Raw genomic sequence first — 12998 nt, forward strand, 5'->3', positions numbered from 1 at the left:
CATATTTTTCCTTCTCGGGGAGATACTGTTTTTTGTACAGCAGCTCCTGTGAGGAGGGAAATAGATTGACTCGAAATAAAGTAGAAATTTGCGGTGTGGATACATCAAAGCTTCCAGTATTAAAAAACGAAGAAATGAGATTGCTCTTCAAGCAAATGCATGAGGGAGATACATCCGCAAGAGAAAGTCTCGTAAATGGGAATCTCCGCCTCGTATTAAGTGTGATACAACGATTTAATAATCGAGGAGAATTCGTGGATGACTTATTTCAAGTGGGTTGTATTGGTCTAATGAAATCTATCGATAATTTTGATTTAAGTCAAAATGTTAAGTTTTCCACCTATGCTGTTCCGATGATTATTGGAGAGATTCGTCGTTATTTACGCGACAATAATCCAATTAGGGTTTCCAGATCTCTGAGAGACATTGCTTATAAGGCATTACAGGTCAGAGAAAGGTTGATGAATAAAACATCAAAAGAACCAACAGCTGAGGAAATTGCCAAAGAGTTAGACATTCCACATGAAGATATTGTTTTTGCATTAGATGCTATTCAAGATCCAGTATCGCTTTTTGAACCAATCTATAATGATGGTGGAGATCCGATTTATGTAATGGATCAATTAAGTGATGAAAAGAATAAGGATATACAGTGGGTGGAAGAATTAGCATTAAAAGAAGGAATGCGCCGATTAAATGATCGAGAAAAGTTGATATTGCGAAAGCGGTTTTTTCAAGGGAAAACACAAATGGAAGTGGCAGATGAGATAGGCATCTCACAAGCGCAAGTCTCAAGATTGGAAAAAGCTGCTATTAAACAAATGAATAAAAACATTCAAAGCTAAATAGGAATAAAACAGGTTAGACTTCTTAAAGTAGGTACTTTAATGATTGTCTAGCCTTTTCTATTGGTAAAAAGGGAGAGGAATGGCAGGTTAGAAAAGAGCGAGTTTCGAATTTCATAAAATGCAACCTTATTTCTACAGAAAAATATGTTTTTCTGTGACCAATGACAGCTCTATATGGTAAACTAAAACAAAAAGATGGGGTTAGATAATGGAACCTTTTATTTTAAGAAATAAGCAGTTTTTCAATCTTGATTTATGGGAGCAGCAGTTTCCGAATCTAATAGCTGGTTTCACAACAAAAAATGGTGGGAAAAGTAAAGGCGATTATGCAAGTTTAAATATGGCGTTTCATGTAAATGATCAAAAGGATACAGTGGTTGCAAACCGTAAGGAACTAGCACAAAAATTATCTTTCCCATTAGAGCAATGGGTTGGTGCTGTGCAAACACATCAAGTTAATATTGTGGAAGTAACACAAGCACATTTAGGTATGGGTGCAAGCGATTATGATAGTGCGTTAAAAGATACGGATGGTTTGTTTACTTTTGAAAAAAATATATTATTAACTTTATGTTTTGCAGATTGTGTTCCTTTATATTTCATTCATCCAGCTACAAAAGCAGTAGGTATCGCTCATGCTGGATGGCAAGGAACCGTAAAAGGCATTGCCGGGGAAATGATGAAAGTTTTTGCTTCTCATAAGATACCAAGAGAAGAAGTGCTCGCCATTGTTGGTCCTTCTATCTCAGAGCGCCATTATGTCGTGGATGATCGTGTTATTAATGAAATAGAAAAGGCAATACAATCAGAACACAAGCCATTTAGTACTATTTCTCCAGGACAATACAGACTGAATTTACAAGAAGCAAATAAGCAGATATTGTTAGAAAGTGGTATGCTCGAAAGTAATATTCATCTAACCGACTATTGTACTTACGAAGATGATGCATATTTTTTCTCTCACAGAAGAGATAAAGGGAACACTGGGAGAATGATGAGTTATATTGGATGGAGAGAGGAAGACGAAAATTAAATGTTAGTGAAAGATAATCTTAATGGAATAAAACAAGAAATAGTAGCAGCATGTAAAAAAGTGAATCGTCAGCCAGAAGAGGTTACGATAATTGCTGTCACAAAATATGTTACAATAGAGCGAGCAAAAGAAGCACTCGATGCTGGCATTGTTCATTTAGGAGAAAATCGTGAAGAAGGATTATTAGCAAAATATGATGTTCTTCAAGACAAGCCTATATGGCATTTTATCGGATCATTGCAGACGAGAAAAGTAAAAGGTATTATAGATTATGTAGACTATATTCACTCATTGGATCGACTTTCTCTAGCAAAAGAAATACATAAAAGAGCGAATCGAACCATAAAGTGTTTTGTACAGGTTAATGTTTCCAATGAAGAGTCAAAGCATGGAATGAAGCCAGAGGAAGTTATCGATTTTGTTAAACAGTTGTCCGAATATCCTCATATTCAGGTAGTTGGATTAATGACGATGGCACCATTTACAGATGATAAAGAATTCTTGCGTGAGTGCTTTCAGAATTTAAAAAGCATTCAAGAAGATGTTAAAGGACTACAATTACCATATGCTCCATGTACAGAGCTTTCTATGGGAATGTCAAATGATTATTCTATTGCGATCGAAGAGGGAGCAACGATGATAAGAATTGGAACTGCTTTAGTAGGAAGCGAGAATTAGGAGGCAAGTGAAATGAGCATAAAATCAAAAATTAAAACGTTTTTCTTTTTAGAAGATGAAGATTATGAAGAAGAGCAAGTAAACTATCAAGAAGAACCAAGCGAGCCGGCAAGGAATTATAAGCAGCCTGTACAGCATACTCACAGTCAGCATAACCATAACCATCATATTCAGCAGCAACAACCGAAAAACAGTCAAAATGTTGTGAGTTTACAAAGTGTACAGAAGTCATCGAAGGTATTTTTAGTGGAACCTCGTGTGTACGCAGAAGCACAAGATATTGCTGATCAATTAAAAAATCGTCGTGCAGTTGTTGTGAATTTACAGCGCATCGAAAAAGACCAAGGAAAGCGTATAATTGACTTCCTAAGTGGCACTGTTTATGCTATCGGTGGCGATATCCAGAAAATCGGTACGGATATATTCTTATGTACACCAGATAACGTAGAAGTTTCCGGGAATATCTCGCAAATCCTGCAAGATGCAGAATACGAAAATACGAGGTGGTAAAACCGAATGACAATGATTATTTATTTGTTAGCTAGATTATTACAGTATTACTCTTATGCTTTAATTATTTACATTCTAATGTCATGGATTCCAAATGCACGCGAAACGTCAATTGGAATATTCCTAGCTAGAATTTGTGAACCATATTTAGAGATTTTTAGAAGGTTTATTCCGCCTCTTGGCATGATTGATATTTCGCCAATTGTTGCTATCTTCGTATTAAATCTTGCAGGAATGGGAATTCAACAATTAGGATTTTGGTTTATATAAAAAGTCAAAAGAGGATGGGACAATACAAAATATATAATGCATAAAGACGAACAATCTCTAATTAAGTAGTAAAACCAATTCGTTCCATTGCGCTACAGACCCACGATGCGCCGGGGAGCAACCTAAGTCTCCTCGGCTAAAGCCTGTAGGGTCTTAGGTTTTGCTCTACTTCCCGCAGGAGTCGAGGGTCCTCCGCTCCATTCCACTCCGTTTTTAAAGGTTGTTTCGTTCCATTATTTTTTTTAAAAGAAAATATAATTATTAGGAAAAACGGAGCAGATTGAATACACGTAGACTCCTATGGGATCTGCGAGAAAGTCCGAGACCCTGCAGGCGAAGCCGAAGCGGCTCGGAGCTCGCCCTATGGAAAGCGAAGTGTATTCAGTCTGCGGTGACTAACCATAAAACCCATTCAGAATGAAAATAACAAACAATTATACGAGAATTTGATTAGCATCTTCATATAATTGTTCGGATTTATATTTGGTTGGAATACTTTTGTCCCAGCCCTTTTTCTATGCCAAAAAGGAGTTACAAAGATGTCAATTTATCAACATTTTCGTCCGGAAGAAAGAGAATTTATCGATCAAGTGCAAAATTGGCGAAATTATGTCGCGGATACTTATGCGCCGAAATTGACTGATTTTTTGGATCCGCGTGAACAAAAAGTCCTTAGGATGATTATCGGAGAAAATCAGGAAGTAAAATATGCATTTTTTGGCGGACATGAACAGGCGGAAAGAAAACGAGCTATCCTTTACCCTGAATATTATCAACCGATGGAAGCAGATTTTAATTTAGCCTTATTAGAAGTGAATTATCCCAAGAAATTTGTTACGATAGAGCATCCTCATGTTTTAGGAAGTTTAATGTCGCTTGGATTAAATAGAAGTAAATTCGGAGATATATTCGTTCTTGACGGGGATATTCAAGTTGTCGTTGCTGGTGAAGTTGAGGATTATGTAAGACTTCAACTTGATTCTATCGGAAAAGCAAAGGTAACACTTGCTGCTGTACCTTTAGAAAAAATAATTTTAACAGAGGAACACTGGACAGAGATGACTACGACTATTACGTCGCTTCGACTTGATGCGATTCTTGCTGCTATTTATAATTTTTCAAGAGAAAAAGCAAAAAACTATATCACCCAAGGCTTAGTAAAAGTTAACTTTACTTTAAATGAAAACGTCGCTTTTATGTGTGAAGAAGGGGATGTATTCTCAGTGCGCGGAGAAGGCAGAGCGACGATTAAATCGATTGAAGGCAAAACAAAAAAAGATAAATGGAGGATTGTAGTAGGTAAATTGAAGTAGAGAATCGAAAATGAAGGAATTCCCAGAATTTCTATTTCAGACAAAAAACATAGTTTTTTTATTGTATATATATGATACAATATTTTTTAGCAGCATTATTTTTCATGTTTCTTCTTATTTTTTAAAAATAATGCAGGAAATCCGATAATACTGTCGAAATAAGGATGATACATAAAGAAATTGAAGTTTGGGAGGTGGCTTTATGCCATTAACGCCGTTAGATATTCATAACAAGGAATTTGCCAAAGGCTTCCGTGGTTATGATGAAGATGAAGTAAATGAATTTCTTGATCAGGTAATTAAAGATTATGAAAATATTATCCGCGAGAAAAAAGAACTGGAAGAAAGATTAAACGAGTTAACTGACCGTATCGGCCACTATAATAATATTGAAGAAACATTAAATAAATCAATTGTTGTAGCACAAGAGGCTGCTGAGGAAGTTAAACGTAATGCACAAAAAGAAGCAAAACTAATTATTAAAGAAGCGGAAAAGAATGCAGATCGAATTGTGAACGAATCACTATCAAAGGCGAGAAAGATCGCGCTTGAAATTGAAGAATTGAAAAAGCAGTCAAAAGTGTTCCGTACACGTTTCAAAATGTTGATTGAAGCACAATTAGATATGTTAAACAACGATGATTGGGATCATTTATTAGAATATGAATTAGATGCATCAGAGTTAAATTCCACAAAATAAAGACCATAGTCTTGACGATAAGGTAGAATTGCAATATAATTTTTCACAAATATATATTCATGTAGCGTTGATAGGGATAGTAGATTGTCAAAAACTTATGAAAAGCGAATCAGGGATGGTGTAAGCCTGATATAAGTTGGCAATTGAAAATCACCCTGGAGTCTTTTTCTGAAAAGTTAAGTAAGAAAAAGCGGTTCATTGCCGTTAAAAAATGTCTAAGTGGATAAAAGTTATTTTTATCTATAAGGGTGGTACCGCGGGAACCTAATGGAAAAACCTTCTCGTCCCTTTCGTGGGGATGAGAAGGTTTTTTGCTGTCTATACTGAATTAGAGAATATTGGTTAGATGGAAGTATACATGAAAAAAGAGAATTAAGTTGGAGGAAGAAAATGGAATATAAAGATACGTTGCTCATGCCAAAAACAGCATTTCCGATGAGAGGAAACTTGCCTAATCGTGAGCCTGAAATTCAAGCGAAATGGAAAGAAATGAACATCTACGAAAAAGTACAGGAACGTACTCAAGGTCGCCCAATGTTTGTTTTGCATGATGGACCTCCATATGCAAACGGAGACATCCATATTGGACATGCGCTTAATAAAATTTTAAAAGATTTCATTGTTCGTTATAAATCAATGACTGGCTTTCAAGCACCATATGTGCCAGGATGGGATACACACGGTCTGCCAATCGAACAAGCTTTAACCAATAAAGGGGTTAAACGTAAAGAAATGACGATTGCTGAGTTCCGTAAACTATGTGAAGAATATGCATTAGGGCAAATCGACAGTCAACGAGAACAATTTAAACGCTTAGGAGTTCGCGGAGATTGGGAAAATCCTTATATTACTTTAAAGCCTGCATATGAAGCACAGCAAATTAAAGTGTTTGGAGAGATGGCGAAAAAAGGCTATATTTACAAAGGTAAAAAGCCAGTTTACTGGTCTCCAACAAGTGAATCAGCTCTTGCTGAAGCTGAAATTGAATATAAAGATAAAAAGTCTGCTTCCATTTATGTTGGCTTTAAAGTAAAGGATGGCAAAGGGGTTCTAGAAGAGGATGTACAAATCGTTATCTGGACAACTACTCCATGGACAATTCCTGCTAACTTAGGTATTTCTGTTCACCCTACTTTAACGTATGTTGTAGTGGAAGAAAAAGGCAGCAAATACTTAGTAGCACAAGACTTACTGGAAAGTGTTAAAACAGAAATTGGCTGGGAAGAAGCGAAAGTAGTTCAAGAATTGAAAGGGAAAGACTTAGAGTATATTCTAGCTGCACATCCAATCTATGGCCGTGATTCTTTAGTAATGTTAGGAGAACACGTAACAACAGATGCAGGTACTGGATGTGTTCATACTGCTCCTGGACATGGGGAAGATGACTTCTTAGTTGGGCAAAAATACGGATTGGAAGTTCTTTGTCCTGTTGATGATAAAGGGGTTATGACAGAAGAAGCACCTGGATTTGAAGGGTTATTCTATGATAAAGCGAATAAGCCGATTACCGAAAAACTGGAAGAGGCTGGAGCATTATTAAAGCTGCAATTTATCACTCACTCCTATCCACATGACTGGAGAACGAAAAAACCAGTTATTTTCCGTGCTACCGCACAATGGTTTGCTTCTATTAAAGACTTTAGAAATGAACTATTAGATGCAGTTAAAGAAACAGCTTGGGTTCCGGCATGGGGCGAAACAAGATTATTTAATATGATTCGTGATCGTGGAGACTGGTGTATTTCAAGACAACGTGCATGGGGAGTGCCAATTCCTGTATTTTATGCAGAAAACGGTGACAGCATTATTACGGATGAAACGATTGAGCATATTTCTAATTTATTTAGAGAAAATGGTTCAAATATTTGGTTTGAAAAGTCTGCGAAGGAATTATTACCAGAAGGATTTACACACCCTGGAAGCCCTAATGGAGAATTTACGAAAGAAACAGATATTATGGATGTATGGTTCGACTCTGGTTCTTCTCACCAAGCTGTATTGCTAGAAAGAGATGATCTGCAGCGTCCTGCTGACTTATATCTAGAAGGTTCTGACCAATATCGCGGCTGGTTTAACTCCTCTTTATCTACAAGTGTAGCGGTAACTGGTAAAGCACCTTATAAAGCTGTTTTAAGTCATGGCTTTGTTTTAGATGGAGAAGGCCGTAAAATGAGTAAGTCACTAGGAAATGTAATGGTTCCTGCAAAAGTTATGAATCAATTAGGTGCAGATATTTTACGCCTATGGGTAGCTTCTGTAGACTTCCAAGCAGATGTACGCGTATCTGATGCTATATTAAAACAAGTAACAGAAGGATATCGTAAAATTAGAAATACATTCCGTTTCTTATTAGGAAATCTTGCTGATTTCAATCCAGAAACAGATGCACTTTCCTACGATGAATTACGTGAAGTTGATCAGTTTATGCTGATTAAATTAAATAAATTGATTAAAAACGTAACAGAATCCTATGATAAATATGACTTCTCTACGATTTATCATAATATTAATAATTTCTGTACACTGGACTTAAGTGCATTCTATCTTGATTTTTCAAAAGATGTACTTTACATTGAAGCAGCAAATAATAAAGAAAGAAGAGCGATTCAAACCGTTCTTTACGAAAGCTTAATCAGCTTAACAAAATTAGTTGCACCAATCTTACCGCATACTGCGGATGAGGTATGGGATCATATCTCTTCTGCACAAGAAGAAAGTGTACAGCTAACTGATTTCCCAGCATACACAACATTTGAAAATAGTGATGTGTTAGAAGAAAAATGGAATAAATTCTTGGTTGTACGTGATGATGTGCTGAAAGCTTTAGAAGAAGCACGTAATCAAAAAGTAATCGGTAAATCACTTGCAGCGAAAGTAACATTGTATGTAAATGAAGAAGTAAATAGCCTTCTAAATTCCATTCAAGAAAACTTACAGCAATTATTTATCGTATCAGGTTTTGAAATTGCTGGTGCATATAATAGCGCACCTGAAGATGCTTTAAAACTTGAAAATGCAGCTATTGTTGTTACAAAAGCAGATGGTGAAACATGTGAAAGATGCTGGACTGTAACAACAGATGTCGGTAAAGTGGAAGCACATCCAACACTATGTGAACGATGCGCACATGTAGTAGAAGAAAATTATTAATAATTTTTTATATGAGGCTGAAATATAAACTTTCAAGCCGAAGTTAACCCCAAATAAGGATACGAAAAAATATTTCGTATCCTTTGTTTGGGGTTTTTTTGATAAAAGGAAAAAAGTTTAGGAAAAGCCTTTTATTGGGAAAAGAAAACAGAAAAAGTGATTACATAGTGTGAAAGACATTCCTGGCTATTATCATAAAGCGGAGGGGATTTTTTATACATGTGAAAAGAAGTGAAATACTTCCACCTCCGTTAATAGTTGTTATGCCTGTTAAATCTTTAATCGGTTTTTGTCTCCCTCAATGGAAATGCTAAAAATAATTAAAGAAACGGAGGTAATGGAATTGAATTCTACTATTGAAAAGCTTTATACAGAACTCCGTATGACACAAATTGAATTAGTAACAACGTTAAGAGTAAAAAGAGATTCAAAAATAAATAAATATATTGAAGATGAACTAAAAGATGTAGAAGAAACGATGCAAAAGTTAGAAACTGGTAATTTTGGAATGTGTGAAATGTCAGGTGAATTGCTGCCATTTGATTTGTTGGAGATGATTCCGACAATTAGGACAAAGGACGATATTAACAGCATTCAATCCTATTATCGAAAGTCAATCCACTGATTAATACACTAGCTTCAAATAGAAATATGCGGCCAAGCTATCGTTTTCATCTAGTTTATGCTAAAATGCTAAAGGAGACTCGAGAATGGAGGAAACTTTAGTGTTTTATTACATAATTGCAGCTATTATTATTATTATTGATCAATGGACAAAATGGTTAGTTGTAAAAAATATGGAGCTGGGAGAAAGCATCGAGGTAATAAAAGATTTTTTCTACCTAACATCTCATCGTAATAGTGGAGCTGCATGGGGCATGCTGGAAAATCAAATGGTATTTTTCTATATTATCACCGTCATTGTGGTGATTGGGTTAATTTATTTGATTCAAACTGGTACAAAAGGAAAAATGCTGTATGGCGTTTCACTTGGTCTAATTTTGGGTGGTGCGCTTGGTAATTTTATCGACCGGGCCAGACATCAATATGTAGTCGACTTTATCAATACGTATATCTTCAATTATGATTTCCCTATATTTAATATTGCAGACTCATCTTTAGTAATTGGTGTTATTTTATTAATCCTAGTGATGCTGAGGGAGGATAGAGACGCAAAGAAGGAGAAGAAACATGGAGAAAAAGGAACATATCATTCAAAGTGAACAAGTAAATGAACGAATCGACAAGATTGTTTCCACAATTAATGCAGATTGGTCCAGAACGCAGGTTCAACAATGGATAAAAGACGGTCATGTAACTGTTAACGGACAAACTGTCAAAACAAAGTATAAAGGTGTTTTAAATGATATAGTAGCTATTGAAGTACCAGAAGCAGTGGAGTTAGATGTAGAAGCAGAGGAAATGGATTTGGATATTTATTATGAGGATCAAGATGTTATCGTAGTAAATAAACCAAAGGGAATGGTTGTACATCCAGCACCTGGCCATGTAACAGGAACATTAGTAAATGGTCTGATGGCGCATTGTAAAGATCTTTCTGGGATTAATGGGGTGATGAGACCAGGGATTGTCCACCGAATTGATAAAGATACGTCTGGTCTGCTGATGGTTGCTAAAAATGATGCTGCGCATGAAAGCCTAGTGAATCAATTAGTAGCAAAAACGGTAACGAGAAAATATAAAGCATTAGTACATGGTTCTATTCCCCATGATTATGGGACAATTGAGGCACCGATTGGTCGTGACACGAAAGACAGACAAAGTATGGCTGTTGTAGATAAGGGGAAACACGCGGTTACTCATTTTCACGTGCTAGAAAGAATAGCGGAATACACCTATATTGAATGTCAATTAGAGACGGGACGTACCCACCAAATTCGTGTGCATATGAAGTATATCGGCTATCCGCTTGTGGGAGATCCTAAATATGGACCAAGAAAAACATTAGATATTGGCGGTCAGGCACTTCATGCTGGCTTACTAGGATTTGAACATCCACGAACAGGAGAATATCTAGAGTTCGAAGCACCTTTACCTAAAGAATATGAACAGCTTTTAGATACATTACGAAATAATCGTTGACAAGAGTTCTATCTTATATTAAGATAACTTTAGTTGAATAAGTCCTTTAAATCAATCCCGTGAGGTTGAGAAGGTAACGGATTATAGCTATTTTAAGTAATAGCTATCTTAGTATACGTATATCCTCTCATCCAAAAGGGTGAGAGGATATTTTTTTTAAAGATTGAATTCACAGCATGGATGGTGATCGAGATGTCAAAAAAGGCACTTGTACTAGACGATCAAGCAATAAGACGAGCATTAACTAGAATCGCTCATGAAATTATTGAAAAGAATAAAGGGATAGAAAATTGTATTCTAGTTGGCATTCGGACAAGAGGTATCTATATTGCAAACCGTCTTGCCGAAAAAATTGCCCAAATAGAAGGAAAGCCAATCGAAGTTGGAGAGTTAGATATTACGTTATATCGAGATGATTTAACGAAGAAAACAAAGAATGAGGAACCATTAGTAAAAGGATCAGATATTCCAACAGATATCCAAGGCTTAAAAGTCATTCTGGTAGATGATGTGTTATATACAGGTAGAACTGTTCGTGCCGGAATGGATGCACTGATGGATTTGGGAAGACCAGCATCTATACAGCTTGCGGTTTTAGTGGACAGAGGTCATCGAGAACTTCCGATAAGAGCTGATTATGTAGGGAAGAACATTCCAACTTCCAGTTCAGAAAAAATTGTAGTCGAGCTTGATGAAGTCGATGGACATGATGAAGTAAATATATTTGAAAATTAAATAGATCCCTTTTAAAAGCAGTCCTGTGAGGCTGAAAAGGGGAGTTTTTCTAAGGTTTCTTTAAACCTGCTTAAAACCCCTTTTTGCTGCGCAGAAAAGGGGTTTTATTTTTTCAATAGGGGATATTAATAACTTACTCAATTTTTTAAAACAGAAAGAGGAGACAGAAATGAACGAAACAAAACCCTTATTAGGAATTAATGATAAACCAAGTGCTCTTCAATGGATTACCTTAAGCTTACAGCATTTATTCGCCATGTTTGGCGCAACTGTATTAGTACCATTCTTAATTGAATTGAGTCCAGCGGTCGCTTTAGTCTCAAGTGGAATAGGTACACTCGCATTCTTAATCATTACACAATTTAAAGTACCTGCATATTTAGGCTCCTCTTTTGCTTTTATCGCACCCGTTATCGCGGCGAAGACAATGCCGGGCGGCGGGCCAGGCGCAGCAATGATCGGAACCTTTATTGCCGGAATTGTGTATGGAATTGTTGCCTTAACGATTAAAAAAGCAGGATATCGTTGGATTATGAATATCTTGCCACCGATCGTTGTCGGACCTGTAATCATGGTAATCGGATTAGCGCTTGCTACAACTGCGGTTGGACAATCAATGTATATGAATAATGGAGCTGAGAATCAAGAATACAGCTTACTTTATATCTCTGTAGCATTAGTGACATTACTTGCAACCATCCTTTTCACGATGTTTGGCAAAGGAGTATTCAGCTTTATCCCAATATTAGCAGGTATCGTAATCGGCTATGTCTATGCCCTGCTTGTAGGAGTGGTTAACTTTCAAGGAGTCTTGGATGCCAAATGGTTTGCAATGCCAGACTTTATCTTCCCATTCGTAGATTATCCTGTAACAATAAACCTTGCCCTACTAACAATTTTTGTTCCAGTGGCAATCGTGACACTAACGGAGCATATCGGTCATCAGCTTGTATTAAGTAAAGTAGTTGGAAAAGATTATATAAAAGATCCTGGCCTTCACAGAAGTATTTTAGGAGATGGAACTGCAACGATTATATCTGCTTTAATGGGTGGACCTGCAAAAACAACTTATGGAGAAAACATAGGGGTTTTAGCAATAACGAGAGTGTATAGTGTATATGTTTTAGGAGGAGCAGCAGTATTAGCAATAGGTTTTGGCTTTATCGGCAAAATTGCGGCCCTTATACAGTCTATCCCAACACCAGTAATGGGAGGCGTATCTATCCTTCTTTTCGGAATTATTGCATCATCTGGATTAAGAATTATTGTAGAAGCAAAGCTTGATTTTAATAAAAACCGCAATTTAGTTATTGCATCTGTCATCCTTGTAACTGGAATAGGCGGATTCTCGATTCATATGGGAGAACACTTTAAACTAGAGGGAATGGCTTTTGCTGCAATCCTCGGAATTATTTTAAACCTAGTATTGCCTGGTAGAGAAAAAGCAAAAGAAGATTTATTCGAAGAATCAATCGCAGTAGATGAAACTAAATAAGAACACCTTTTAAACAAGTACAGAGAGACTTATAAGGGTGCCAAAAACGATGCATAGATTATAGCCGCAGGTTTACTTTGCCTAAATCTATGCAAAAGTGAAATTTTTGACGCCCTAACGAGTATGTTAGGGCGTTTTTTTTGCGAAGTGAAGTTAGTAAACA

General features: G+C 36.4%; 13 protein-coding genes and 1 other annotated feature. All 13 genes read left to right on the forward strand.

Annotated elements, in window-relative coordinates; genetic code table 11:
- Window positions 1-65: 65 nt before the first annotated feature.
- Complete coding sequence (gene sigG, locus NST77_RS05240; protein ID WP_047939922.1) at window positions 66-845, forward strand: RNA polymerase sporulation sigma factor SigG; 780 nt, start codon at window positions 66-68, stop codon at window positions 843-845.
- A 211-nt stretch (window positions 846-1056) separates the two neighbouring features.
- On the forward strand, window positions 1057-1881 hold the full coding sequence (gene pgeF, locus NST77_RS05245) for a peptidoglycan editing factor PgeF (protein WP_095329104.1): 825 nt from the start codon (window positions 1057-1059) through the stop codon (window positions 1879-1881).
- Window positions 1882-2559, forward strand: coding sequence for a YggS family pyridoxal phosphate-dependent enzyme (locus NST77_RS05250; protein WP_095329105.1), 678 nt, complete (start codon window positions 1882-1884; stop codon window positions 2557-2559). It abuts the gene before it with no gap.
- A 12-nt stretch (window positions 2560-2571) separates the two neighbouring features.
- On the forward strand, window positions 2572-3069 hold the full coding sequence (locus NST77_RS05255; RefSeq protein WP_095329106.1) for a cell division protein SepF: 498 nt from the start codon (window positions 2572-2574) through the stop codon (window positions 3067-3069).
- A 6-nt stretch (window positions 3070-3075) separates the two neighbouring features.
- Window positions 3076-3339, forward strand: a complete 264-nt coding sequence (locus NST77_RS05260; protein ID WP_095329107.1) for a YggT family protein — start codon at window positions 3076-3078, stop codon at window positions 3337-3339.
- 539 nt (window positions 3340-3878) lie between these two features.
- Window positions 3879-4652, forward strand: coding sequence for a YlmH family RNA-binding protein (locus NST77_RS05265; protein WP_095329108.1), 774 nt, complete (start codon window positions 3879-3881; stop codon window positions 4650-4652).
- Window positions 4653-4854: 202 nt separating this feature from the next.
- Complete coding sequence (locus NST77_RS05270; protein ID WP_016201026.1) at window positions 4855-5352, forward strand: DivIVA domain-containing protein; 498 nt, start codon at window positions 4855-4857, stop codon at window positions 5350-5352.
- Window positions 5353-5410: 58 nt separating this feature from the next.
- Window positions 5411-5644: a binding site (T-box leader), on the forward strand.
- A gap of 98 nt (window positions 5645-5742) precedes the next feature.
- A complete protein-coding gene (gene ileS / locus NST77_RS05275) occupies window positions 5743-8502 on the forward strand; it encodes an isoleucine--tRNA ligase (RefSeq protein ID WP_095329109.1) in 2760 nt (919 codons plus the stop codon).
- A gap of 343 nt (window positions 8503-8845) precedes the next feature.
- Complete coding sequence (locus NST77_RS05280) at window positions 8846-9127, forward strand: hypothetical protein (RefSeq protein WP_095329110.1); 282 nt, start codon at window positions 8846-8848, stop codon at window positions 9125-9127.
- An 85-nt stretch (window positions 9128-9212) separates the two neighbouring features.
- Window positions 9213-9725 carry a signal peptidase II gene (gene lspA, locus NST77_RS05285; RefSeq protein WP_217279702.1) on the forward strand — a complete coding sequence of 171 codons (513 nt, stop codon included), beginning with the start codon at window positions 9213-9215 and terminating at the stop codon, window positions 9723-9725.
- The gene (locus tag NST77_RS05290) at window positions 9694-10605 is read left to right on the forward strand and encodes an RluA family pseudouridine synthase (RefSeq protein ID WP_095329111.1); all 912 of its coding nucleotides are present in this window, start codon (window positions 9694-9696) and stop codon (window positions 10603-10605) included. The genes lspA and NST77_RS05290 overlap by 32 nt, the downstream gene beginning before the upstream one ends.
- Before the next feature lie 192 nt (window positions 10606-10797).
- Complete coding sequence (gene pyrR, locus NST77_RS05295; RefSeq protein ID WP_095329112.1) at window positions 10798-11340, forward strand: bifunctional pyr operon transcriptional regulator/uracil phosphoribosyltransferase PyrR; 543 nt, start codon at window positions 10798-10800, stop codon at window positions 11338-11340.
- Between the two features lie 169 nt (window positions 11341-11509).
- Window positions 11510-12835: a solute carrier family 23 protein gene (locus NST77_RS05300; RefSeq protein WP_095329113.1), complete on the forward strand. Its 1326-nt coding sequence runs from the start codon at window positions 11510-11512 to the stop codon at window positions 12833-12835.
- Window positions 12836-12998: the final 163 nt, after the last annotated feature.

Source organism: Niallia sp. FSL W8-0177 (assembly GCF_038006285.1).
Classification (GTDB): Bacteria; Bacillota; Bacilli; order Bacillales; family Cytobacillaceae; genus Niallia; species Niallia circulans_A.